General features: G+C 54.8%; 24 protein-coding genes. 14 read left to right on the plus strand and 10 right to left on the minus strand.

Annotated features, from left to right (window positions below; genetic code table 11):
- The first annotated feature begins 13 nt into the window (after window positions 1–13).
- A complete protein-coding gene (locus tag JUF11_RS00925) occupies window positions 14–2359 on the plus strand; it encodes a cation-translocating P-type ATPase (RefSeq protein WP_204117916.1) in 2346 nt (781 codons plus the stop codon).
- Here JUF11_RS00925 and JUF11_RS00930 read toward each other — a convergent pair.
- On the minus strand, window positions 2333–2794 hold the full coding sequence (locus JUF11_RS00930; RefSeq protein WP_204117917.1) for a universal stress protein: 462 nt from the start codon (window positions 2792–2794) through the stop codon (window positions 2333–2335). The two genes, JUF11_RS00925 and JUF11_RS00930, sit on opposite strands and share 27 nt — an antisense overlap.
- Before the next feature lie 141 nt (window positions 2795–2935).
- On the opposite strand from JUF11_RS00930, the gene JUF11_RS00935 reads away from it, so the two are divergent.
- The 4 genes from JUF11_RS00935 (at window position 2936) to JUF11_RS00950 (ending at window position 6177) form a co-directional block, all read left to right on the plus strand.
- Window positions 2936–3238 carry a hypothetical protein gene (locus JUF11_RS00935; RefSeq protein ID WP_125582229.1) on the plus strand — a complete coding sequence of 101 codons (303 nt, stop codon included), beginning with the start codon at window positions 2936–2938 and terminating at the stop codon, window positions 3236–3238.
- A gap of 582 nt (window positions 3239–3820) precedes the next feature.
- A complete protein-coding gene (locus JUF11_RS00940) occupies window positions 3821–4339 on the plus strand; it encodes a GNAT family N-acetyltransferase (protein WP_204117918.1) in 519 nt (172 codons plus the stop codon).
- 24 nt (window positions 4340–4363) lie between these two features.
- Window positions 4364–5524, plus strand: a complete 1161-nt coding sequence (locus tag JUF11_RS00945) for a cation:proton antiporter (RefSeq protein WP_204117919.1) — start codon at window positions 4364–4366, stop codon at window positions 5522–5524.
- Window positions 5521–6177: an HAD hydrolase-like protein gene (locus JUF11_RS00950; protein WP_204117920.1), complete on the plus strand. Its 657-nt coding sequence runs from the start codon at window positions 5521–5523 to the stop codon at window positions 6175–6177. Before JUF11_RS00945 ends, JUF11_RS00950 begins: the two co-directional genes overlap by 4 nt.
- A gap of 48 nt (window positions 6178–6225) precedes the next feature.
- Here the strand turns inward: JUF11_RS00950 and JUF11_RS00955 are convergent, their stop codons facing one another.
- Together JUF11_RS00955 and JUF11_RS00960 are read right to left on the minus strand one after the other, a co-directional pair.
- Window positions 6226–6462: a winged helix DNA-binding protein gene (locus tag JUF11_RS00955; protein ID WP_204117921.1), complete on the minus strand. Its 237-nt coding sequence runs from the start codon at window positions 6460–6462 to the stop codon at window positions 6226–6228.
- Window positions 6447–6668, minus strand: coding sequence for a helix-turn-helix domain-containing protein (locus JUF11_RS00960; RefSeq protein WP_204117922.1), 222 nt, complete (start codon window positions 6666–6668; stop codon window positions 6447–6449). Before JUF11_RS00960 ends, JUF11_RS00955 begins: the two co-directional genes overlap by 16 nt.
- A gap of 139 nt (window positions 6669–6807) precedes the next feature.
- On the opposite strand from JUF11_RS00960, the gene JUF11_RS00965 reads away from it, so the two are divergent.
- Window positions 6808–7689 carry an alpha/beta hydrolase gene (locus JUF11_RS00965; RefSeq protein ID WP_204117995.1) on the plus strand — a complete coding sequence of 294 codons (882 nt, stop codon included), beginning with the start codon at window positions 6808–6810 and terminating at the stop codon, window positions 7687–7689.
- Here JUF11_RS00965 and nrdI read toward each other — a convergent pair.
- A complete protein-coding gene (gene nrdI / locus JUF11_RS00970) occupies window positions 7677–8141 on the minus strand; it encodes a class Ib ribonucleoside-diphosphate reductase assembly flavoprotein NrdI (protein WP_204117923.1) in 465 nt (154 codons plus the stop codon). The genes JUF11_RS00965 and nrdI overlap by 13 nt on opposite strands.
- A gap of 182 nt (window positions 8142–8323) precedes the next feature.
- Between nrdI and JUF11_RS00975 the strand changes: the two genes are divergently transcribed.
- From JUF11_RS00975 to JUF11_RS00985, 3 genes are all read left to right on the plus strand, one after another.
- Entirely contained in the window at window positions 8324–9232 is a 909-nt protein-coding gene (locus tag JUF11_RS00975; protein ID WP_204117924.1) for a hypothetical protein, read from the plus strand.
- A 338-nt stretch (window positions 9233–9570) separates the two neighbouring features.
- On the plus strand, window positions 9571–10698 hold the full coding sequence (locus tag JUF11_RS00980; RefSeq protein ID WP_204117925.1) for a vitamin B12 independent methionine synthase: 1128 nt from the start codon (window positions 9571–9573) through the stop codon (window positions 10696–10698).
- 42 nt (window positions 10699–10740) lie between these two features.
- Window positions 10741–11214, plus strand: a complete 474-nt coding sequence (locus tag JUF11_RS00985; RefSeq protein WP_204117926.1) for an S-ribosylhomocysteine lyase — start codon at window positions 10741–10743, stop codon at window positions 11212–11214.
- Window positions 11215–11283: 69 nt separating this feature from the next.
- Here the strand turns inward: JUF11_RS00985 and JUF11_RS00990 are convergent, their stop codons facing one another.
- Together JUF11_RS00990 and JUF11_RS00995 are read right to left on the minus strand one after the other, a co-directional pair.
- Window positions 11284–12099 (minus strand): HAD family hydrolase, encoded by an 816-nt coding sequence (locus tag JUF11_RS00990; RefSeq protein ID WP_204117927.1) that lies wholly within the window; start codon window positions 12097–12099, stop codon window positions 11284–11286.
- A gap of 106 nt (window positions 12100–12205) precedes the next feature.
- Window positions 12206–13627, minus strand: coding sequence for a DHA2 family efflux MFS transporter permease subunit (locus JUF11_RS00995; RefSeq protein WP_204117928.1), 1422 nt, complete (start codon window positions 13625–13627; stop codon window positions 12206–12208).
- A gap of 242 nt (window positions 13628–13869) precedes the next feature.
- Between JUF11_RS00995 and JUF11_RS01000 the strand changes: the two genes are divergently transcribed.
- The 4 genes from JUF11_RS01000 to JUF11_RS01015 all read left to right on the plus strand — a co-directional run bounded on the left by JUF11_RS01000 (window position 13870) and on the right by JUF11_RS01015 (window position 17906).
- Window positions 13870–14286 (plus strand): MarR family winged helix-turn-helix transcriptional regulator, encoded by a 417-nt coding sequence (locus JUF11_RS01000; RefSeq protein ID WP_204117929.1) that lies wholly within the window; start codon window positions 13870–13872, stop codon window positions 14284–14286.
- Between the two features lies 1 nt (window position 14287).
- Window positions 14288–15649, plus strand: coding sequence for a DHA2 family efflux MFS transporter permease subunit (locus JUF11_RS01005; protein WP_236000352.1), 1362 nt, complete (start codon window positions 14288–14290; stop codon window positions 15647–15649).
- 111 nt (window positions 15650–15760) lie between these two features.
- On the plus strand, window positions 15761–17200 hold the full coding sequence (locus JUF11_RS01010; RefSeq protein WP_204117930.1) for an ABC transporter permease: 1440 nt from the start codon (window positions 15761–15763) through the stop codon (window positions 17198–17200).
- Between the two features lie 19 nt (window positions 17201–17219).
- Window positions 17220–17906 carry an ABC transporter ATP-binding protein gene (locus JUF11_RS01015; protein WP_204117931.1) on the plus strand — a complete coding sequence of 229 codons (687 nt, stop codon included), beginning with the start codon at window positions 17220–17222 and terminating at the stop codon, window positions 17904–17906.
- A 47-nt stretch (window positions 17907–17953) separates the two neighbouring features.
- Here the strand turns inward: JUF11_RS01015 and JUF11_RS01020 are convergent, their stop codons facing one another.
- The 3 genes from JUF11_RS01020 to JUF11_RS01030 form a co-directional block, all read right to left on the minus strand.
- Window positions 17954–18448, minus strand: coding sequence for a DUF4811 domain-containing protein (locus JUF11_RS01020; RefSeq protein WP_204117932.1), 495 nt, complete (start codon window positions 18446–18448; stop codon window positions 17954–17956).
- Window positions 18445–19845 carry an MDR family MFS transporter gene (locus tag JUF11_RS01025; RefSeq protein ID WP_373305845.1) on the minus strand — a complete coding sequence of 467 codons (1401 nt, stop codon included), beginning with the start codon at window positions 19843–19845 and terminating at the stop codon, window positions 18445–18447. Before JUF11_RS01025 ends, JUF11_RS01020 begins: the two co-directional genes overlap by 4 nt.
- Window positions 19846–20141: 296 nt before the next feature.
- A complete protein-coding gene (locus JUF11_RS01030; RefSeq protein ID WP_125582262.1) occupies window positions 20142–21530 on the minus strand; it encodes a hemolysin family protein in 1389 nt (462 codons plus the stop codon).
- A 118-nt stretch (window positions 21531–21648) separates the two neighbouring features.
- Between JUF11_RS01030 and JUF11_RS01035 the strand changes: the two genes are divergently transcribed.
- Window positions 21649–22386, plus strand: a complete 738-nt coding sequence (locus tag JUF11_RS01035) for a TIGR02452 family protein (RefSeq protein ID WP_204117934.1) — start codon at window positions 21649–21651, stop codon at window positions 22384–22386.
- 66 nt (window positions 22387–22452) lie between these two features.
- On the opposite strand, the gene JUF11_RS01040 is transcribed toward JUF11_RS01035, so the two are convergent.
- Window positions 22453–23016 carry a class I SAM-dependent methyltransferase gene (locus tag JUF11_RS01040; protein WP_204117935.1) on the minus strand — a complete coding sequence of 188 codons (564 nt, stop codon included), beginning with the start codon at window positions 23014–23016 and terminating at the stop codon, window positions 22453–22455.
- Window positions 23017–23045: the final 29 nt, after the last annotated feature.

The following is a 23045-nucleotide window of genomic DNA, read 5'->3' on the forward strand; positions in this document are numbered from 1 at the left end:
GGAAGGTGGCCATATGGCAGAGCAGTCGACAAATGCAAGTGGGTTAACCAATGAAGAAGTGGCCAAGCGCGAGCAAGCAGGCCAAGTCAACACCCAACCGGCGGCGTTAACGCCTTCAATCGGCCAAATTATCAGTGGCAACACCTTCACCTTGTTTAATTTCGTGAACTTAGCCTTAGGTGTCCTGATTGCCACCACTGGTAGTTACAAAAATCTGCTGTTTTTGTTCGTGGCGATTATCAACACCGCTATTGGGACGTTCCAGGAAATTCGGGCCAAGATTCAAATCGACAAAATGCGGATTTTAGCCGAAACGCCGGCCCAAGTCCGGCGGGACGGTGCTTTGCACACCATTGCGCAAACGGCCATTGTGTTAGGCGACCTGCTGGTGCTCAAACGTGGCGATCAAATTCCGGTCGACGGGGTGGTGCGCGAAACCAGCGGCGTGGAAGTGGACGAAAGCCCGCTGACTGGGGAAGCCAATCCCATCAGTAAACAGGTCGATGATCCGCTATACTCCGGCAGCTTTCTGGTTGCGGGACAGGTGGTGATGCAGGCCACGGCGGTGGGGGCAACCACATTTGCCGCCAAGCTGGCCAATGAAGCCAAGGCGGGGCCGCAAACGCAAAGCCAGCTGCTGGCCACCATCAACCGCATTATTCAGGTGCTGACCTACGTGCTCATTCCGCTCGGGGCCGCGTTATTCATCGTGTCCATGGTGCGGCGTGGTAATTACAACCGAGCGATTTTGTCGACCAGCGCTGCCATGATTGGGATGATTCCCGAAGGCTTGGTGCTGCTAACCAACGTCGCGCTGGCGGTATCGTCGCGCAACTTGGCAAAGCGGCGCGTGCTGGTGCGAGCGCTGCCGGCGATTGAGGCCTTGGCCCGGGTGGATGTGATGTGCTTGGACAAAACCGGCACCATTACCTCTGGCAAACTGCGCATCAGTGGCGTGTATCCAGCGGCAACGAGCAGCGAAGACGCCGTGATCAAGGCCGCAACGGCGGCGGTTTACGCATTAAATGACGATAACGAAACCGCACTGGCCATCAAACAGGCCTGGCCGCAGCAACCGAGCGTCACCGTGGTGAATACGATGCCGTTTTCGTCCGCGCGGAAATGGTCTGGCGCCAGCTTCAGCGATGGTACCAGCGTTGTGATTGGGGCACCGGAGTTTGTCTTTCCTGCCGGCTTGCCGCCAACCGTCAGTCAAACGATCGCCAAGGCGACCCGCGCGGGGTACCGGGTGCTCGCCGTGGCTGAGACTCAGCAAGGCCTGGCAATGCCGCTGGCTGGCATGCAGCTGTTGGGCTATCTCACCATCAGCGATGAAGTGCGACCTGCCGCGGCTGAGACCTTGGCGTTTTTCGAAACGCAGGACGTGACGCTGAAGATTATTTCCGGCGACAATCCCCTGACCGTGGCCAATGTCGCCCAGCAAGCTGGCCTGACCCACGCCGAGCACTGGGTGGACATGCAAACTGTGCCTGACGAGGCGGATTTCAACCAGCTGGTGCAAGACTATACCGTGTTTGGCCGGGTGACGCCGACGCAAAAAAAGCACCTGATTCAGGCGCTTCAGCAAAACGGCCATACCGTGGCGATGACAGGGGATGGGGTCAACGATGTGTTGGCACTGCGGCAGTCGGACTGCGCGATTGCCATGGCTTCTGGGGCCGAGGCGGCGAAGTCGATTGCCGACTTTACCTTGCTGGATTCCAACTTTGATGCGATGACCGGCGTCTTAAACGAAGGGCGCCGGGTCATCAACAACATCGAACGGGTGGCGTCGATGTACCTGGTCAAAACCATTTTCTCTGTGATTTTAACCGCGATTTTTGTTTTTCTGCCGCTGGATTATCCGATTACCCCGATTAACCTGACCCCGGTGTCTGCGATTGCCGTGGCCATTCCGTCATTCTTTTTGACCTTAGAGCCGAACTTCCAGCGTGTCACCGGCCAATTCTTCCAAAAAGTGATGACCATCGCCGCGCCGGCGGCCTTAGCTGTCGTCGGGTACACGCTGCTGCTGACGCGCTTTGAGTACCTGTGGCACTGGGACTTTGCCTTCACTTCGACGCTGGTGGTGTTCATGATTGGCGTCATCGAGCTCCATGTGGTGGGCCTAGTGTCGCGGCCGTTCAACCGGTTCAAAACCCTGATGCTGGTGCTTTTGCTGGTAGCCTTTTTCGGGGTGTTCTTTGTGGTGAACGGCGTGTTCTCGCTGGCCAACTTGTGGCGGTGGGACCGGGCGTTGGTTTATGTGCCAATGCTGCTGTCCAGTCTGCCGGTGTACTTGCTGCTCCAAGAAGTGCTGGGCAAACGCGTATTATCTCGGATCAACTGGCGCTTCTGACGCGGTGACAATCAGCACATCACATGGTGCATTTTCCGTGACAAAACTGGCCACCGAGCCCATGAACATGCGCGTGGCGGCGTGCTTGGTTGCGCGGCCCAGAATAATTAGACTGGAGTGGTATTCTTGCGGGAAATCCAAGGCAATCACGGTGCGCGGATTACCGAAGCGCAAGTGATACGCCACGGTTAAACCTTGAGCTTGCAGCTTTTTGGCTTGCTCATCCAGCTCAAGTTCGGCGCGCGTTTCGGCGTTGTATAAAATCGTGCCATCGACATCAGGTTGTTGATAAAGACCCACATGGTAAGAGCGGGTATCGATGACGTAGAGTAGATCGATCACCACGTCTTCTTGCGCCGCAATCGCCTGAGCTGTCGCCACCGCCTTGCCTGCCGCTGGTGAGCCATCATAGGCCACCAAAATGCGTTCTGTCATGTTCGCCACATCCTTTCTGTCTTTGTTGTACCATATCTGGCCGCGCCAAGGGGATGAAAAGGCCTTGCCGTCTCAACAAAGATAGCGTTTTCCCTCGCAATTTGGCGGTGAATTGGTATGATAGAGACAGGAGGGATGGCCATGTTCAAAGAAACGAAAGCAATTGCAAAACAGTTCGTCGAAACGGCGCAAGAGCCCATTCACACGTTTGATAATATGCTGAAGGATGACCCAGAACTCGTGATTCCCTTGGCCATTATTCACACCGTACCTGTAGCGCTCATGATTATCGGCACCACCCAGATCATTATCGGGCACCAAAAACTGCGGGCGGAAAAAGAACGCACCAAGCAAATCAGACTCAAGGCAATGCTGCACCACGGCTGCCGGCATCATCATGGCATCAAGCCGCACATGCACAAACTGGCCAAGCCAGAAGTGTAAGTTTGGTTCACAATTGCGAGCACCCCTAGGCAACTTGATTTACCTGCCCAGGGGTGTTTTTGCGTCTGCTCGCCACACTCCGCAGCCTTCATAGTTGCGCTACGGTTGGCAACACTCGAGTCGCTAGCTACACCAGTTGGCTCGCCACCCAAAAGCGGTAGCAAACCATCTGGCGAGGCTATTCATCCGGCTAAAAGCAGCCACACTCCACAGTCTGCTATATCGCCTGTTGAGGGCAACCGGAGCGGGGAGGGGCTCAGTGGTGAAATTGTTCTTAGCCAGCGGTCTAGGCTGGCATAGAACAAGCCGCGACTTTGAGACTCGCATCGCGAGGCTCAAAGCGCTGGCCACCACGTTCCAGCCCCTCCCCGCGGAGGCTGCCCGGGCCTGCCTTTAGTCGCGCTGCGTGAAGCCAACGCCTGAGCGATTAGCTACGGCAAGCACCTCGAAACCCAAGCCCAGCTTCAAGGCACTTGCCTAGGCTACTCGTCAGGCTAAAACCGGCTTCACTCCGCTGCCTCAATTGCCAAAAGCGCATTTTTGCGCGACAATAAGAGCACTATCTTTTACTGGAGGCACAGCATGGCAACTATTTATATGCGGCAAGGCACACCGGCGGACATTCCGGCGATTATGGGCATCATTGATGACGCCCGCGCGTTTTTGCACGCCCAAGGCATCAACCAGTGGCAAGGCACCTATCCAGATCAGCCAGCAGTGGAAGCTGATTTAGCCAAAGGCACCAACCGCCTGCTGATTGTGGATGGCCAGGTGGCCGGTAACGCTAGCCTCCTGGAAGGACCGGACCCGTTCTATGGCAAAATCGATGGCCCCGGTTGGGTCGGCGCTGCGCCTTACATGATGATTCATCGCTTTGCCGTTTCGGCCAAGATTCGCGGCCAGCATCTCAGTAAATTGTTTATGTCCAATCTCATCACTGAGGCCTATAAGCGCGGGTTTTACGACCTGCGTATCGACACCCATGCTCAAAACAAAATCATGCAGCATGTCATTTTAGGCAACGGCTTTGAGTATCGCGGCATTGTCTATCTAGATGAGCCAGTACCAGAACGCAACGCGTACCAGTTGTTATTGAAGTAGGAATCGACGCAGAAGGGAGCGGCGATGGGGTATTTAGGCGTGTTGGCGTTGATCTTATTAGCAACGCTGCTGCTCAGTCATTTTAGTTTAAAAATTGGCATTCCCGCCGTGATCGGCGAGCTGGTGGCTGGGATTGTGTTTGGGCCGGCGCTACTGAATTGGATTCAACCCAGCCACATGATTAGCGAATTCAGCGAAATCGGCGTGATTGTCCTAATGTTCATCGCTGGGCTGGAAAGCGACCTGACGATGCTCAAGAAATATTTCCGCCCGGCGGTGCTCGTTGCCGTGATTGGGGTCATCGTCCTTACCGGCGTGATTTTTGCCTTCGCTTCGGCTTGGGGCTTTTCCTCTGTCGCGGCTGCTTTTCTGGGGATCACCTATGCCGCCACTTCGGTTTCGATTTCCGTTGAGGTGCTCAAAGAGCTTAACGCCCTCGATAGTAAAAGCGGCGCCACCATTTTAGGCGCGGCAGTGGTGGATGATATTTTGACGGTGATCATCTTAAGTGTGGCAGTCGGGGTCTTTGGCACCGGCGCTAAGACCGCGGTACCGCTATGGCTGACGCTGATCGAGCAGGTGCTGTATTTTGGCCTGATTTATCTGGTGGTCAAATGGCTAGCGCCGCTGGTGATGCACCTGGCCCAGCATCTGCTGCCGGTGGCGTCGGTGACGTTAGGGTCGCTGCTGCTATGTCTAGGTATGGCGTACCTGGCGGATTTGCTGGGGCTGTCAGCGGTGATTGGCGCGTTTTTCGCCGGGGTTGCCGTGAGTGAAACCAAGTATCGAGCTGAAGTGGACCAAGCGCTGGAAGCGATTGGCTACGGGGTGTTCATTCCGGTGTTCTTCGTGTCGATTGGCCTCAACATGCGGTTTGTTGGGGTGCTGCACGATTTCTGGTTCATCGTGATTTTGACGGGGTTGGCCTTGCTCACCAAATGGTTGGGCTGCGGTGCTGGCGCCAAGTTCGCGGGGATGGCTTGGTCAGATGCCAACATCATCGGCAGCGGCATGGTCAGTCGTGGCGAAATGGCCCTGATTGTCGCTCAAATTGGCTTTGATGCCCACTTGCTCCATCGCGATTTTTATTCCAGCGTGATCATTGTGATTGTGCTGACGACGTTGATTGCCCCATTTATGTTGAAAGCTGCGTTGAAGCGGCAAGCAAAGGAGATTGATGAATGAAGTCCCTGTTTTTTGATTTTGATGGTACGATTGCGAATTCCGAAAAAGGGATTATCGATAGTATTCACTACATGATTGATGCCATGCACTTGCCGCAACTCGATGATGCGACGTACCGCAACTTTATTGGTCCGTCGCTCACCACCAGTATGAACAAATACTACCCAGCCTTGAGTGCTGCAGAAGTGACGCGCACGATTGGCTATTACCAGGAACACTATCAAGTTGAGGGCATCTTTGAGCTCAGCCTTTATCCTGGTGTGACTAAAGCGCTGGATCAACTGCGGCTGGCTGGCTATCAGCTCAATGTCGCTTCTGCCAAGCCAGAGCCCATGATCAAGCGAATCGCTGAGCACTTTGACCTGAATCAGTATTTCTCAGGCTTGTATGGCGCGACGCTGGATGAGCGGATTCGGTCGTCGAAAACCGCGGTGTTGGAATACGCCATTGCTTCTGCGAACGCGGATCCGGCGCGTAGTGTGATGATTGGCGACCGCGATACCGATATGATTGGCGGCGAAAACAATCATGTCAAAACCCTCGGCGTGACTTATGGCTTCGGCGACGCGCAAGAGCTCAACGGCGCCCACGCCATGGCGCTGGTCGCCAGTCCGAGTGAATTACCAGCAGGGGTCGCCCAATTGCTCGCTTAGGCCAAACGAAAGCCGCATCCTCCCAAACCGGATGCGGCTTTCTTGTGCTTATTTGGTGGTTTGCGCCGGCGTATCTAACAGTAATTCACTGGCGGTTTGAAGCATCGTCAGCAGGTCCAAAAGTTTCTGCTCGCCCATGATCGCCACCCAACGATCAAATTCGGCCTTGCTCAAGGCACTGGCCTGCGCTTCGACCCGTTTGCCCAGTGGGGTCAGTTGGAGCAGCCGGCGGCGGTGATCGCCATTATCAGAGGCCTGAGTCACATAGCCTAGGTCGCGCAGCACCCGCAGCTGGCGGGCTTGGTAACTTGACGCTTGGCCACAATATCAGTCAGTGTGGCCACCTCATGAGTCGCCAAATCGTTCAGAATCTGGTATTGTTCAAAAGATAACCGAAATTGAGTCAACGGTTTGGAAATTTCGGTTTCGATATGTTTGATCGTCGTGAAGTAAATATTAATGAACTCGCGGCGTAGTCTTTGTTCTTCCATACCCATGCTCCTTATTGTCTCGATACCGTTAGTCTATCTCAAATAACGATAGACGCCAAACCTTTCCCGTGCCAATATAGATAAAATAGGGGGCCGAAATTTGAAACGAAAATGGACAATCATCTTAACCACTTTGGGGATGGTCATTTGTGGCGGCTTGGCCGGCGCTTCGCTTTATTTTTACCAATTTGCCTTTGTGCCTAGTCGCAAGACCTTTTTGAGCCATACCACCAGCCCGGCGGTGGCCAAGGCGCAACACTGGCTCGCCCAGACGACCAAAACCACCTGGCATCAAACGACCCCAGACGGCTTAAAGCTAGTGGCGGATTACGTCCCAGCGGCCAAGTCGACGCTGAAAACAGTGGTGGTGGCGCATGGCTACATGGGTACCAAAGAAAAAATGGCCCGCCAAATCAAGCTGTTTCATGACGCTGGCTTTAATGTGCTGGCGCCAGATGATCGCGGTCATGGCCAGTCGACCGGTAACACGATTGGCTACGGCTACCAAGACCGCGGCGACTACCTGCGTTGGCTAAACCAAGTGATTAAGCGGGTCGGTCGGCATAGCCAAATTGCGTTGTATGGCGAGTCCATGGGCGGCGCCACGGTGATGTACCTCAGCGGCGAACAGCTGCCCAGTCAGGTCAAAGTCATTGTCGAAGACTGCGGCTATACCAGCATCATGGATGAGCTGGCCGCGCAAGCCAAAGCAATGTATAACCTGCCGCGCTATCCACTGGTGCCGACCGTCGCTTTGACGGCTAGTCTGAAGGCAAAATACAATGTGTTCCAGGCGTCAACGATTGCGGCCTTGCATCACAACACCCGGCCGATTTTCTTCATTCACGGCGCCCAAGACAACTTCGTGCCCACGGCGATGGTGCATCGCGAGTATGCGGCTACCAGCGCACCAAAAAAGCTCTGGGTGGTCCCGAAAGCCGGACACGCCCAGAGCTTGGCCAAAGCGCCAGCCGAGTACCGACAGCGCGTGATTGGCTGGATTGATCGTTATTTCGCCTGATCAGCCTGGCTGGTTTGCACCAAGATTTCATAGATTCGCTTGGCATCCACGGCGTTACCGCGCAGTTCATAGTCCGCTAAAAACGGTACGTCGAACTCCCGGCAGTATTCCTTGGCGGTTAAGCAGTATTGTTCGTTGAAGTTACGATTGCCTGAGCCAATGATCCCGCGACACCACGCGGCATTGCCGGGTTCGCGCATGTAATCACCCATGGCGGTGGTCATCAGTTCATTGAAGCCATTATCGATGCCATTGCCGCCATCCAGGTAGGTGGGAATCATCACAAAATAAGGCGCAGTTTCACCTTCAGCCTGCGAGGCGTCTGAGATTTCCGTTAAGTGAATCAGCGGTTGCGCGGAATCGACCTCATGCTGGGCTTCAGCATAATGAGTCAAACGCTGGGCGAAGGCGCGGGTGTTACCGGAAATTGAAATGTACAGTAAGTTGATCATGAAGGGAGACTCCTTTGCGGCGGCGGTCGATGGCGACTGCCGCTTTTCGTTACGCTAACTGTACCACGAAATCGGCTACTACTGGTAGTGCCGTTTTAACTGGTGAGATACCAGATGCAGTACGCCGTCCGGTCGCAGAATCGCGGTGGTTCGGGTATAATGGGAGAAACGGAGGCACACACATGCGAGGAAAATACACAGGGGTCAGTCGCGGCTGGCTGGGGTTATTCAGTTTAATCTATACGGTGCTCCTGATCGTATTTGGGGTGGGCCTCAGCTTTGCGCTGACTTTTGGCCGGGAAACGCAAATGCGACGGGCCCTCACCAACTCGGCGAGCCTGACCAGTTTTCAGCAGACCATCACGGCCTCGGCGGTCAAGGTGGAAACCGGCGCTGATTTGCCGGTAGCCCCGCAAGGCAACCTCGTGACGAAGACGACGCTGGCCCGCGGCTTGCGCACCGGACTGGCGGTCAGCGCCAACTTTGGCCAGGTGCCACAAACAAGCAAAGCGATTGACTGGTCATTTATCAGTACCGATCCGGATTCTGCGAGCAAGCTGACGTTAGCGCCGCTGCTGAAAGAAATCGATCAGCGGACCGCCGCCTCATTGCAAAAGCAAGGGCAAGCCTATCCGGCCGCGATTCGGACCCAGGTGAAGGCCGCGGTGCAGGAACATTTTGACAAGGTCATTCTGGATACCATGATGGCGCATGGCATTGGGCTAGCCTACCCGATGTTCGCGCTATTTAGCCAAACCGCGGCGATTGTTGGCGGCATTTTGGCGGCGGCGGTGCTGCTGGTCATGCGCGCCGTCAGTCACAGCTGGGCGCGGTGGCTGCGAGTTAGTGGCCGGATTACTTACCTGATTGCCTTGCTAGCTGGGCTGGGCGCCTTGCTCGCGGCGCTCCCAGCGTTTGCGCCTTACATTAAGCTCAGCGGCGTTGGCACGCCGGTTATTCTCCAAATGCAGGCCCAGTTTGTGCCGGTGTGGCAGCATGTCGCCGGAATTGTGGCGATTGTGGGCTTAGTGATGGCCGGTTTGGGGCAGCTGCTGCGGCTGCGTGAGAAGCGCACGCCGGCGGCAAATTAAAAAAGGATGTTGACATTATGAGAGCAAGGCCATAAGATGACCTTATTCATATCACGTGCTTTGCGGAGAAGAGAGCCATGGCGCGACGGACAGAGAACCCGGTTGGTGAGAAAGGGGCCGTCGTTAATTGGTGAAAATGAGCTCCAAATAGCTGACCTCCAGTTCACGCTGCTGGTCCGATTGCGGTCGTTACCCCGCCGAGTATCAACAGGTACTTAAGCCGAGCTTGGCTCGGGAACAAGGGTGGCACCGCGACTTTTCGCCCCTTGATTTGGCATTTTGCCGAATCAAGGGGCTTTTTTCATGCCAACACGTGGTTCATCAAGGAGGAAATCATCATGACTGCACAAACCGATACCATTCCATTCACCGCCGATTTAGTCGGCTCACTACTGCGCCCGCAAACCCTCAAAGACGCCCAAGCCGCCTTGGCCGCCGGCGACATCACCGCCGCTGAGGCCCTGGCGGTGCAGCATCAGGAGATCAAGCGCATCGTTGATCAGCAGGTGGCGTTAGGCTTCAAAGCTGTCACCGATGGCGAATTTTCACGCCAGTATTGGCACCTAGACTTCTTGTGGGGCCTCAATGGCGTCGATGAAATTCAGCATGCCACCTACGAGCATAACTTCAAAGGTGATATCAACGCCGCAGCAAATGTCACCTTAACCGGTAAAATCAGCTACAACCCAGACCATCCGTTCTTTGCCGCCTTCAGCTATCTGCAATCGATTGTACCGGCAGGCGTGCTGGCCAAGCAGACTATTCCGAGCCCGGCGCTGTTGTTCCGCGATCACCGCAGCGACCACTGGGCCAAGTATTACGCCACCATTGCCGATTACGAAGCCGCCGTGGTGGCCGCTTATGTGGCGACCATTCAGCATTTTTATGACCTGGGCTGCCGCTACTTGCAAATTGATGACACGAACTGGGCGTTTCTGATTCAAAACCTGCGGGAAAATGAGCATGATGAAGCCGCCAAACAGCCTTATGTGGAACTGGCGGAGCGCGCGCATCGGGTGCTGGCGGCGATTTTACCGCAGCTGCCCAAGGATTTGACGGTGACGTCGCATATTTGCCGCGGCAACTTCCAGTCGACTTACCTGTTTGCTGGCGGCTATCAGTACGTGGCGGATTACATTAAGGACTTGCCATACGCTGGGCTGTTCTTGGAGTATGACAACGACCGCGCCGGGGACTTTACGCCGCTGGCTAAGCTGTGGAATCATGATGAGCATAAGCGCATTGTGCTCGGGCTAGTCACCTCCAAGTTTGCTGAGTTGGAAGACCCAGCCGCGATTAAGGCGCGCATTCAGGCGGCAACGGCATTTGTGCCGCTGGATCATCTCGCCTTATCCACTCAGTGCGGCTTTGCCTCAACGGCGGAAGGTAACAAGGTGACCGAAGCGCAGCAATGGGCCAAGCTCAAATTAGTGCAAGAAATTGCCGCCGAGGTTTGGGCCAAGTAGCGTTACACTAGAAGTAACAGGAGAATAAGGAGGAATTTTCACATGGCAAAAGTTGAAAGTTTTACGTTGGATCACACAAAAGTGAAGGCCCCTTATGTGCGGCTGATTACCGAGGAACACGGACCTCAAGGGGATGTCATTTCCAATTATGACTTGCGGTTGGTCCAGCCCAACCAAGCGGCCATCGATACGGCCGGCTTGCACACCATCGAACACTTGCTGGCGAGCTTGTTGCGCGACCGGCTGGATGGCGTGATTGACTGTTCACCCTTTGGCTGCCGCACTGGTTTTCATTTGATTACCTGGGGCACCCACAGCACCACCGAAGTCGCTAAGGCTTTGAAATCAAGTCTTGAAGCCATTGCTAACGACATCACTTGGGCTGATGTGCCAGGCACGACCATCGAGTCCTGCGGGAACTACAAGGATCACAGCCTCTTTTCCGCTAAGGAATGGGCGAAGTTGATTCTGAGCCGAGGGATTTCCGACCAACCGTTTGAACGGCATGAGGTTTAAGGTAGGTCATTAGAATCAAAACAGCGCTTCGCTCGCACCATGAGCGAAGCGCTGTTTGCGTTAGGCGGACTAAGCTTTGCCACCGAAGAAGTCATCAAGAAAGACCGCGACGCCATCATGATCGATGTCGAGGGTATGAAACTTGGTTGCGGCTTTGACTTCGGCGTTGGCGTTGCCCATGGCGACACCGTAATGCACCGTGGTCAACATTTCCAAGTCATTGCTACCGTCGCCAAAGGCCATCGTGCGCGCCATGGGCTGGTTAAGCCGCTCACAGACCCGCAAAATCGCGGTGGCTTTGTTGATGCCGTGGCCGGTAATTTCGATGTTGTCCGGCGATGAGCTGGAGGTATCGATATCTTGGACTTGCGCCATGGCGACGCGCGCCTTGGCCAAGTTGGCCGGGTCTTGATCGAAGGCAATCGCGTTGATAATCCGATCGGCCCAGCGTTTAAGTTGCTCCACCGAGTCAATGGCGACGTAATGGTTGGGGTCTTCGCCAGCAATGCGCACCTGACTATCTTCAGAGATGCCTTTGGTCATCGGCCGCAGATACAGCACCTGAGATTGGGTGAAAAAGTATTGCGGCAGCTGATATTCATGCGCTACCCGGTAGATTCCTTCTAGCGCCCGGGGGGTGAGATGCTGCACGTACAGCTTTTCATCCACGCGGCTGATGGTGCCATTGGAGCAAATGATGTCCAAATCCGGTCCGATGCGATCCGCCATTTCGGTGGCAGAAAACAGCGGTCGGCCGCTGGCGATGAAGAAACGATGCCCTTGCGCGCGGTACTTGGCAATGGTATCCACCGTGCGTTTGGAGGGATACTGACTGGGCCCGACAATGGTGTTGTCGATGTCCATAAAAATGGCATAAGGCGACATAGTGACCTTCCTTTTTCCGTGATTAGCTTCAGTCTAAGCGTTTTCACAGACAGGAACAAGGGCTTTTAGGTAATAAAAAAAGCGGTGCTGCCACCGCTTTTCAATCTTATTTAACGGGTACATCTTGGCTCTTCACTTTGCCGCGAACCGCAAAGGAAATCACGAAGGCGACAGCGGCGATGATCAAGACGAAGATGAAGCCGTAGTGGGCGCCAACGGTCCAACCGGCGGCACCTGCAGCTTGCCGGCCGCCAACGGCCAACATGCTCGTCGCCACCGCAGTCGCGACCGCGCCGACGATTTGTTGCAAGGTGTTCAGCACCGCACTGCCGTCAGCACTTTCAGCGCCGTTCAAGGAGTTCAGGCCATAAGTTTGAGCTGGGGACATGGCTAAAGGCGCCCCAATCATCAAGACAATATGACCAGCAATGACTTGCCCTAACGAGCTGTCGGCGTTGGTCATCAGTAAAATCAACACGCCCAGCATGGCGATGATGAAGCCGCCGCGGGTCAGCCATTTGGCACCGAAGCGGTCATACATGCGACCGGCGAGTGCTGAGACTAACGCGTTAACGACGCCCCCTGGCAGCATGGCAATCCCGACCATGGCGACCGGCAAGTTCATCACCCGCTGCAGGTATTGAGGCAGGAGGTACATGGAAGCCAAAATCACGCCGAAGTCGAGCATGACGAGCAAGGTGCCGGTGGTGAAAGCGCGGTTTTGGAAGACGTGCAGGTTCAGCATTGGCGCCTGATCATGCAACTGGCGGGTGGCATAAACCGCCAAAGCGGCAATACCGACGACTAAAGCCAGCAGGACGCGCGCTGACAACCAGCCGGCGTCACTGGCCATGGAAGTGCCGACCACGATGCCGGCAAAGCCGATGGTTGACAGCAGGATCGATAGCCAATCGACGGGCACCGCTTTTTGTTCAAAGGCGGTGTCCATGGCGATGGCAGCTAAGATGAAGGCCACCACCAAGAAAGGCACGAAGAGCCAGAAAATCGCGTGCCAAGAGGCGACACCTAGCAGAATGCCGGTGACCGTGGGGCCAATGGCAGGGGCGAACATGATCACCAAGGCAGCGAGGCCCATGACAGTGCCAAGGCGTTGCGGCGGGAAGATTTGCATTGCGACTGAGAACATCAGCGGCAAAATCAAGCCAGTGCCGATGCCCTGCATCATCCGGCCAACCAAGACCACTGGAAAGACGCTAGCGGTGGCGGAGATGATGGCCCCCAAGGCAAAGGCCCCAAGTGCGAACAAGACGATTTTCTTAGTGGCAAAGCGCTTGGACAACAAGCTCGACAGCGGCATGCAGATGCCGATGACCAGCATGTAGCCGGTGACTAGCCATTGGATGGTGCCTTGCGACACATTCAAAGCCGCCATCAGGCTAGGCAACGCGATGTTCAAGGCAGTTTCGGAAAACATGCCAACGAATGACCCGATCATCAGACCGAGCATGGCTAAAGCAGGGTGGGCAATTTGCACCCGCGCTTTAGGTAATGATTGTGATAACTCCATAGTATAAAAACTCCTTACGTTTAATGATGACAGAACCGGCCGCGCCGGGATAAAAAAAGTCCCCATGGCTTGGCCATAGGGACTTGGCAGCGCCATAATAGGCGGAATGACGCTGCGATTTGTTCTGTTTGGGGCAGATGCCCAACGAGTGATTATCATACCGGTTTGGCGAAAGTTTTTCAACCATTTTCTGAAAATCGTGTTAGACTAAACGTTAGTGTGCTAACGAAAGAAGGATAAACATGACAGAAAACTACGGCCGTAGCATCAAGCTGGCGGCCAATCATATGACTCAAAACATGGATGCCTATGCCCAGCAATTTGACTTGACCGGCACGCAGATGTCGATCCTCGACTTTATTGTCCATGCGCCGGCAGTCTGCCTGCAGCGCGACATTGAAGCTGAATTTGCCATTCGGCGTTCGACGGCCACCGGGTTGCTCAAGCGCATGGCGGCGCGCGACTTGATCGTGGAACAGCGCTATGCCGGCGATACCCGGCAGAAGCAAGTGACGTTGACGGCGAAAGGTCAGGCGCTGCAGGAAGCCACGTCAGCCTACATTCAGCGTTCGCAGGCGGCGTTCGTCGCGGCGTTTTCGCCGGCGGCGCGGGCGCAGTTTAGTGAAATGTTGGCATATTGGCGAAAGGTGAGCGAATAAAGTGAGTAACGAACGTAAAGTCATGGGGGCGATTTTCGCCACCGGTTTATTGTCTTTCAGCGGGGTAATTGTGGAAACCGCGATGAACATCACGTTTCCGACTGTGATGCGTGAATTTAATGTGGGGACAAGCACGGTGCAGTGGCTGACCACCTTGTATCTGCTGATCGTTGCCACCGTCATTCCCTTGTCGGCATTTTTGAAGCGCCGCTTTAAAATGCGCCAGCTGTTTTTGGTGGCCAACTTGCTCTTTATGCTGGGGCTGATTTTGGATGCCACGGCGCCGGCGTTCTGGGTGCTACTCCTCGGCCGGGCGGTGCAAGGGCTTGGGACCGGGATTGCGCTACCCTTAATGTTTAACATTATTTTGGAACAAGTCGCTCCGGCTAAAATCGGCATGATGATGGGGGTGGGCACGTTGATCACCGGCATTGCGCCAGCGATTGGCCCCACGTTTGGTGGCTTGATCACCACCTATTTAAGCTGGCGGTATATTTTTGTCTTCTTGTTGCCGGTGCTACTGGTTTCGCTCGGGCTCGGGTGGACCTGCATTCTGCAGAAGAGTGCCTTGGCCCCGAGCCGTCTGGACAAACTCAGCGTGGGCTTGCTGGTGCTGGCTTTTGCCGGGTTGATCTATGGCGTCAGCACCATCAGTGGCGCAAATGTCCTGGTCAGCGTGCTGGCGATTGTGATTGGGGCGCTGGCGCTGAGTGCCTTTGCAGTGCGTTCGCGGCATGAGACTCAGCCCATTTTGGATCTGTCCCCGTTCAAGCAAAAGAAGTTCGCTCAATTTGCCATCGCCTTCGTTTGTTTTCAAATGATGGCTTTGGGGCTGTCGTTTGTGCTCCCTAATTACCTGCAGTTGGTTAACCAAGCCTCGGCCTTGGCCGCCGGGTTGATTGTGCTGCCTGGGGCGGCGATTGGGGCGGTGCTCGCGCCAATCAGTGGGCGCCTGTACGACCATTTTGGTCCGAAGCGCCCGATCATCAGCGGCGTCACGGTGGTGCTGCTGGGGATGCTGGTGTTTGTCATCAATGGCATGCCGCTCAGCGATGCGCAAGTGCTGGGGTGTTATGTGCTGTTCATGTTCGGTGTCGGTTTAGCCTTTGGCAACATTTTGACCACGACCTTAGCCCAGCTGCCCAAGCAGCAACAAGCCGATGGTAATGCGATTATGAATACCCTGCAGCAGTTTACCGCGGCGCTGGGGACAGCCATTGCCTCAGCCATTGTGGCGGGCGGTCAAGCGGGCCGCAGCCAGATTGCCGGCACGATGCTGGGCAGTCAGTGGGCGCTGTGGTTCCTGCTGGGCTTGGCGGTGATTGCATGGCTGCAGTTGACTTGGACCTTGCGCCGGCGATAAAGGTCTAGAATTACCCGCTTTTTTAACCTAATCACTTCATAACTTTCTCACATTTGCTCCGTACCCTGAACTTAGTCATTGTGACAAATAGTTCAGATGGGAGCGAAAGCGATGAATTTTGTGAAACGTGCATGGTTGAACTTGATTGCCAAGAAAGGCCGCACGCTATTATTGGTCTTGGTGACGTCTGCCATTATGTTATTCGTCATGGCGGGGCTGCTGATTAAAGCCGCCGCCGATCAAGCCACGACCAATGCCAAAGCCAGTATCGGGGCGACCTTAACCCTGAGCGCTAACCGGGAGGCAGCGTTTAAGGCGATGCGCAGCAGTAGTGGCACACCGCCGTCAGGAACCAGCGGGCAAAAGCCGTCCTTATCCATGAGTCCGGTTAAACTCAGCACCGCCAAGAAGATTGCGGCGCTGCAAGGCGTGGAAAGCTACTCTGTCAGTGTTTCGACCTCAGTCAATGCCAAGAGTTTTGACGCGGTCAGCACCACCAGCTCTAGTCAGGGGCCAGGGGGCCAGGATAGCAGCCGCGGCGACATCACGGTGGCTGGGGTCTCCAGCACTGCCAGCAGCAGTGAATTTAGCCAAGGCAACTACACGATTACCAAAGGCCGTGGCTTAACCACCGCCGATGAAGGCACCCAAAATGTCGTCATCGAGAGTGAACTGGCTAAGGCCGATAGCCTCAGTGTTGGTGACACCATCACGGTGAAAAAGACCAGTGGTAGCGGCACTTACAAGCTGAAAATTGTCGGCATCTACAAAGCCAAGAGTAGCGCCACGGCCTCGATGGGGCCAATGGCCAGCGACCCAGCGAATACGATTTACACCAGCTACACCTTGGCTAATACGATCAAAGGTACCAAGTATGCCAACACGGCTGATTCGGTGGTCTTTACCGTCAGCACCCCAAGCAAGGTGGCTAGCGTGAAGAAGACCGCTTCCAAGCTGATTTCCAGTAAGTTTAGCCTGAGTGCCGATGATCAGAATTACCAAATGGTGAAAGCATCGATGCAATCCGTGACCAGCTTTGCGGATAAAATCGTGTGGCTGGTCGCGATTGCCGGTACCATTATTTTGGCTTTGATAGTCATTTTGATGATCAGAGAGCGCCGCTATGAAATTGGCATCCTACTGTCCTTAGGGGAACGGCGCTTCAAGATCATTGCCCAGTTCTTCGTTGAATTGTTGGTCATCTTGTTGGTTGGTGTCGGCATTGCCAGCGCCGGCGGTAAATTCGTCGGCGACAAACTCGCAGCGCAAGTCATCAGCAGTCAAACCACCACGACCAGCACCCAAGGGATGCAAGGGCCTGGTGGGCAACCTGGCGGCAGTGGTACAGGCACCAGCAAGAGCGGGACGCCAGGGCAGATGCCAGGACGGACGCAGGCGGCTCAGCAGAAACAAACCCAGCTAGCCGTGAAAGTGACGCCACAAGCCATTCTCTTGTTGTTTGGCTTAGGGCTAGCGATTATCTTGATTGCGATTTTGATTGCCGCAGCCGGCATTTTGCGCCTGCAACCGAAGACGATTCTGATCCAATAAGCGTAGAAAGGAGCCAACTATGTTAACGACTGAAAATTTAAGTTACTGGTACACCGTTGAAGAAGATTACTTGTTCAAAGACGTGAACTTGCAATTCACTGCTGGGCACTCCTACGCGATCGTGGGTCAGTCGGGTTCTGGCAAAACGACCATGGTGTCGCTACTGGCCGGGCTCGATACGCCCAAAGCCGGCAAAATTCTGATTGAAGGCGTCGATATTCGCAAAATTGGCCTGACGCAGTACCGGCAGAGCAAGGTCAGCATCGTGTTCCAGGCGTACAACCTGTTCACATATATGTCGGCGCTGGAGAACTTAATGACTGCCATGGCCATTACGAAAGCCGAGCACCGCGGCGACCGCGAGTTTGCTAAAGGCATGCTGCGCAAGCTCGGGTTGACCGACCAGCAAATGACCCAAAACGTCCAGCGCCTGTCTGGGGGCCAGCAGCAACGCGTCGCCATTGCCCGCACCATGGTGTGCGATGCCCCGCTGGTGGTTGCCGACGAACCCACCGGCAACCTGGACGAAGGCAACACCGATGAAGTGATTGCCTTGTTCAACCAGATCGCTCATGAACAGCAAAAGTGCGTGATCATTGTCACCCATGAACCCACTGTGGCTGCGCAATGCGACGGCGTGTTGCGCCTCGCCAAGCGTGAATTCACCTGGGAAAAACAGCCGGCGCTAGCGACGCAGCCAGCCTAAATTGTGAACAAAAAGCTCTCCCTGCGCAGGCAGGGAGAGCTTTTGCGTTACTTCTGAATGAGCTGCCAGCTGGCTGGCACCGTGAACTGATAAGCACGGTGCAGCGTCTGCCGGTTTTGCCCCGACCAGGCAAACCAAAAGGCGTAGAAGGTGTTTTGATAACGTAACTGTTTGGTTTTGATGGTCAACGCGGCCGTTTGACCGCGTTTGACTTGAACGGTCGTTGTGACGCCAGGCTTGGCGGCGACGGTTTTGTTACTCAGTGGGTTAGGCCGATACACCACGACCTGATTTTTGCCGTTCGTCCCAATCTGCTTCACCAACAGCGTATTGTCTTTGACGCCGGAAATGCGCTGGGTGGTGCTGGTGGTAACGGTTTTTAGTCCAAAATGGCTGAGGTCATTGGCCGCAATCGCCAGCACGCTGGCAATCAAGATCAGGGCCAGCGCCCCCATCCAGCCGCTGCGAGCGCGGCCGCGAGGGGCTAGCACCGCGACCAGGAAGAAACAAAAGGCGGCGAGCACCAGAATAACGAGAATCACTGCGCATCACCTCCCTGATCGATGGGGTCCTTCTTCAACATGAAGGACAAAGCGAACCCAAGCGCGGCGAGAATGAGCGATACCACGAAGGCGGCACGATAACCGGCCACGGTAGCATTGTTCATGGCCCGGGCAAAGGCAATCGGGTCAGTTTTGGCCAAGGCGCTGGCTGGCGTTTGGCCTTTGGTGACGGTCGATAGCACCGAAACCAAAATCGCAGTCCCAATGGAAGCCGCAACTTGGCGAATCGTGTTGTTCACGGCGGTGCCATGGTTGATCAGATTATTCGGCAGGCTGTTCATGCCAGCAGTGGTGACCGGCATGGTGACCATGGTGATGCCGAACATCCGCACGGTGTACAGCACCGTGACGAACAAAATCGGCGTGTCAGCGGTCAACGTGATCAACGGGAAGGTGCCTACCAAGAGCAAGAACAAACCACAAGTGGCTAGGCGCTTGGCGCCGATGCGGTCAAAAATCCGGCCGGTGACCGGACTCATAATCCCCATCATGATGGCCCCGGGCAGCAAAATCAGCCCAGAGTGGAAGGCACTTTGGCCGCGAATGGTTTGAATGTACATCGGCAGCACCATTTCGACGCCGACCATGGACATGAACGCCACCGCCGTCAAAATCACGGACAACGTAAAGGATTTGCTCTGGAACACGCGCAGCTCTAGAAGTGGCTTGGCCAGGTGCAACTGGCGCCGCACAAACAGGCCGACAACGATTGCCCCGAATAGCAAGGTGCCAATTACCAGCGGGGAACCCCAGCCGGCATCGCCAACACTGGAGAAGCCGTACAGCAGGGAGCCAAAGCCCAAGGTGGATTCGACGACGGATAAGAAGTCAATTTTGGGGTTAGTGGTGGGTAGCACTTTGCGCATGCTATACGCAGACAGCACAAGCACCAGGGCGGCAATCGGCAAAATCACGGAGAACAAGGAGCGCCAGCCGTGATTGAGCAGCACCCAGCCAGAAAGCGTTGGCCCCACCGCTGGGGCGAGGCCGATGACGATACCGGCAATCCCCATCGCCGAACCACGCTGGCTCGGCGGGAAAATGGAATACATCACGGTTTGGAAAGTCGGGGCCGACATGCCGACCCCCATGGCCTGTATGAGGCGCCCGGTCAAAAGCATTGGGAAGCTGGTCGCAAAGCGTGACAGCAGCGTGCCCAGGAAGAAGATGGTGATCGCCGTCATATGAAGGTATTTGACATTGAATTTACTCAGCAACCACGCGGAAACAGGAATCATGATTCCCATCACTAGCATAAAGCCGGTGGTCAACCATTGGACTGCGCTGGCATTGATGTTAAAGTCCCGCATCAAAGTGGGAAACGCAGTGGTCAGAATCGTTTGCGTCAGAAAAGTCGTAAACGTCCCAATCAGCATGGTGATCACCAACAAGTTGCGGTTATACGGTTTACCGTTAACATCTGTTGGCTGATTCACATTTTCAGTCCTTTCATTATGAAATTACAAAGAATTATTCTAGCACTTATTTTTAGTGAGGGCTAGTGGGCTACCAGCAGGCGGCCGTGATTTGACGGGGCTGGGCTAGCTTTTACCCAAGACTGGTTCAAGGCCAGCCCGTCAAAATGAAAATTGCTATCAGTAAGCTTTCATGGCTATTTTCATGTTTATTTTCGCATAATAAAAGGACGCTTGTCAGCGTCCTTGCTTGGTGCTTATTGTTGCGGCAAATCTTCTTCTTCGCCGTCGCCGTCCACATCCATGGTGCGGGGAATTTCCGGCCCCACGGTGACTTCAAACCAATTGGCAAAGCCGCGGCTGTAATCGGTGACCGTTAAGTTGAACCGGTCAATCACCACCGAATCGTTGCGGCGCAGATCCGGATGATCTTCCATCAAAAAGCCGGCGATCGTGACAATATCGGATTCCTGAAACTGGCGCAGGTTTGTATGGAAGAACCGTTCGAAGTCGTACAGCGTGGTTTTACCAGAGATTTTGTAGACATTTGGCTGGTCGGTTTTGATGATGTATTCATCGGAAACGTCGTCGATTTCATCTTTGACGGTCCCGAACAGCTCTTCATAAATATCCTTATCCGTGACAATCCCCGAAGTACCACCATACTCGTCGACCACGACGACAATGGGCGTTTGTTTTTTGATCATCTGTTGCAAGATATTGTGAATCGGCGTTGCTTCTGGCACAGTGATCATCGCCCGCAGCAGTTTGGAGACGCGCACGGTGTCATCGACTTGGGCCTGCTTGACCAGATCGTAGATGTAGACGTAACCCAGTACCTTATCCTTGTCGCCATCGGCCACCACAGGGAAGCGGCTATAGCCTTCTTGCAGGTAGTCGCGGATGACTTCATGCACCGTGGCTTCGATGTTAATGACCACCAGGGACGTCCGGTCAACCATGATGTCATGGGCGGTTTTGTCATTCAAATCAAAGGCGCGCTGCATGTAGGTGACATCGTTTTGGTCCATATCGCCAGTGGTGACGGCGGCTTTGGATAAATTCAAGATTTCCGCTTGCGAGAAAGCTTCGTTGCCTTCATCCGCCGGCTTCATGCCCATCAGGCGCACCAGGCCATTGGCGGAGGTGTTCAGCAACCAAACAAAAGGATAGAATGCAAGGTGGAAGTAGTGCAGCGGCGTGACAATCAGCATTAACACTTTGATGGGAATATCAATGGAGATGTTCTTCGGCACGATTTCGGTGATGACGACTTCTAAGTAAGTCAAAATCAACACGCCAATCACGGCGCCGGCGGCATGCAGCCCGCCTTGCGGTAGCTGCAGGTGGGTAAGCTGCATCAAATCGATCAGTAAAAACTCAACGGTTTCTTCCCCAATCCAACCCAAAATGATGCCGCACACCGAGGTGCCGACTTGGGTGGTGGAGAGATACTCATTTAACCGGTGAACCATATTCAGCGCCCGTTTGAGCTTGGCGCGGTTGCCTTCGCCGTTATCAATCATTTCTTCTAGCGCACTGGGGCGGCTTTGCACCAGTGCAAACTCGGCCGCCACGAAGAACGCAGCGAAGATAAAGGTAACGACCATGACCAGCAAATTAGAGGCGACTTGGCCACTTGCCATTTTTCTAATTCCCCATTTCAATCAATTCAGTATGGGTATATTGTAGCATCTTTCGTTTGGATATGAGCGGCGGCGGTGAAAGCAGCGAAAAATCCGCCAGCCGTGTCAGGAGGAGCCCATGAATCAAGTCCAGATGGTAAAAGCAGTCTTAGCAGCATACGCCACCGATTCTGACCGGCCGCATAGTCAGCTGATCGCGACGCGCCTGCCGGCTACCCCGCCGCTTGGCGTTCAGCCGGTGCGCTGGCGGCTGGTGAATGAAGATGTGGTGCAAACCATGCGGGAAGCCACCGGCCACATTGGAGTGATGAACTTTGCCAGTCCCACCAATCCTGGCGGCGGGGTGGAATATGGTGCCAAGGCCCAGGAAGAAAGCATCGCCAAATGCACGTACCTGCTGCCGCAGCTGCGCCTGTTTGAAGCCACGTATTACGCGCCGAACCGAGCGGATGATCATCACGGCTTGTTCAGCGCTAGTTTGATTTACTCCGCGCATGTGCGGCAGGTGTTTGGTGAAAGCGGCCAACGGTTAACCGATCATTTCGTGGATGTGGTAACGGTGGCGGCGCCTAACCGTAGCGCTTTTCCGCGCTTGACCACCGAACAAACCGGCCCCGACCTGCAATTGAAAATCAGCCAAACCCTGCGCGCCTTCAAGGCCAATGGTGCGCGGGTCATCATTTTAGGCGCCTTTGGAACTGGGGTGTTCGCTAATCCCGCCGCACAAGTGGCCGCGATTTTCCGGCAAGCATTGACACAACCTGAATTTGCCGGGGTGTTTGATGATGTGATTTTCTCGATTTACGACCAAGCTGGGCGGACCTTCGCGGCTTTTCAAGCCATCCTTGGTGCATAAAAATCGCGTCTTGGTACCGCCAAGCTGGCGGTGCTAAGACGCGTTCATTTTTATTTCGATAATGAGTTAATGTTGTCGGCGTTGCTTCGGGTTACCGGCGGCTTTGGCGCGCTGGGCAATGATGATCAGACTGCCAGCCAGTTCAGACTGTTTGGGCCGGAAGCACTCGGTGACCGTTAGCCAAGAAGACAGCTTACTGCGTACTTGGCCTTCGCTTTGACCGCCTGACACAGCGAGGAGCATTTGCCCGTTTGGCCGTAGCAATTTGGCCAGCAAATGAGAACTGCGGTGCAGGTCATCGGTGGGTAAACTGAATGGGCCGACAATCAAATCGTAAGGTCCAGTGAGTAAATCATACCGGCGATCAGGCATGATGCGAAACCGCAGGCGATCCGAGCTGGCCAAATCCCGCGCATGGCTGATGGCAGTGCCGTCATGATCCACGCCTAAAACGGCAATGGCGCCAGCATTGATCGCCGCGCGACAAAACGCGCCATCATGGCAATGTAGCGCTAGCACGCGGGCCCCAGCCAGCGGTGGCACTTTGGCCTGCAGCACCTGCCACAGCGGTTCATGACTGGCAGTGGGTAGGGCACCAGCCTCTGGTTTCATTTGCGGATAGGGTTCCATCTCAGCACGACCTTTCATCCTTATTATAA

It is taken from the genome of Lacticaseibacillus suilingensis (assembly GCF_016861845.1).
GTDB classification, from domain to species: domain Bacteria; phylum Bacillota; class Bacilli; order Lactobacillales; family Lactobacillaceae; genus Lacticaseibacillus; species Lacticaseibacillus suilingensis.

Coding starts and splice junctions, on each gene's coding strand:
- JUF11_RS00925 (WP_204117916.1), top strand. CDS start 14: ATGGCAGAGCAGTCGACAAATGCAAGTGGGTTAACCAATGAAGAAGTG.
- JUF11_RS00930 (WP_204117917.1), bottom strand. CDS start 2,794: ATGACAGAACGCATTTTGGTGGCCTATGATGGCTCACCAGCGGCAGGC.
- JUF11_RS00935 (WP_125582229.1), top strand. CDS start 2,936: ATGTTCAAAGAAACGAAAGCAATTGCAAAACAGTTCGTCGAAACGGCG.
- JUF11_RS00940 (WP_204117918.1), top strand. CDS start 3,821: ATGGCAACTATTTATATGCGGCAAGGCACACCGGCGGACATTCCGGCG.
- JUF11_RS00945 (WP_204117919.1), top strand. CDS start 4,364: ATGGGGTATTTAGGCGTGTTGGCGTTGATCTTATTAGCAACGCTGCTG.
- JUF11_RS00950 (WP_204117920.1), top strand. CDS start 5,521: ATGAAGTCCCTGTTTTTTGATTTTGATGGTACGATTGCGAATTCCGAA.
- JUF11_RS00960 (WP_204117922.1), bottom strand. CDS start 6,668: ATGGAAGAACAAAGACTACGCCGCGAGTTCATTAATATTTACTTCACG.
- JUF11_RS00965 (WP_204117995.1), top strand. CDS start 6,808: ATGGTCATTTGTGGCGGCTTGGCCGGCGCTTCGCTTTATTTTTACCAA.
- nrdI (WP_204117923.1), bottom strand. CDS start 8,141: ATGATCAACTTACTGTACATTTCAATTTCCGGTAACACCCGCGCCTTC.
- JUF11_RS00975 (WP_204117924.1), top strand. CDS start 8,324: ATGCGAGGAAAATACACAGGGGTCAGTCGCGGCTGGCTGGGGTTATTC.
- JUF11_RS00980 (WP_204117925.1), top strand. CDS start 9,571: ATGACTGCACAAACCGATACCATTCCATTCACCGCCGATTTAGTCGGC.
- JUF11_RS00985 (WP_204117926.1), top strand. CDS start 10,741: ATGGCAAAAGTTGAAAGTTTTACGTTGGATCACACAAAAGTGAAGGCC.
- JUF11_RS00990 (WP_204117927.1), bottom strand. CDS start 12,099: ATGTCGCCTTATGCCATTTTTATGGACATCGACAACACCATTGTCGGG.
- JUF11_RS00995 (WP_204117928.1), bottom strand. CDS start 13,627: ATGGAGTTATCACAATCATTACCTAAAGCGCGGGTGCAAATTGCCCAC.
- JUF11_RS01000 (WP_204117929.1), top strand. CDS start 13,870: ATGACAGAAAACTACGGCCGTAGCATCAAGCTGGCGGCCAATCATATG.
- JUF11_RS01010 (WP_204117930.1), top strand. CDS start 15,761: ATGAATTTTGTGAAACGTGCATGGTTGAACTTGATTGCCAAGAAAGGC.
- JUF11_RS01015 (WP_204117931.1), top strand. CDS start 17,220: ATGTTAACGACTGAAAATTTAAGTTACTGGTACACCGTTGAAGAAGAT.
- JUF11_RS01025 (WP_373305845.1), bottom strand. CDS start 19,845: ATGCTGATTGGGACGTTTACGACTTTTCTGACGCAAACGATTCTGACC.
- JUF11_RS01030 (WP_125582262.1), bottom strand. CDS start 21,530: ATGGCAAGTGGCCAAGTCGCCTCTAATTTGCTGGTCATGGTCGTTACC.
- JUF11_RS01035 (WP_204117934.1), top strand. CDS start 21,649: ATGAATCAAGTCCAGATGGTAAAAGCAGTCTTAGCAGCATACGCCACC.
- JUF11_RS01040 (WP_204117935.1), bottom strand. CDS start 23,016: ATGGAACCCTATCCGCAAATGAAACCAGAGGCTGGTGCCCTACCCACT.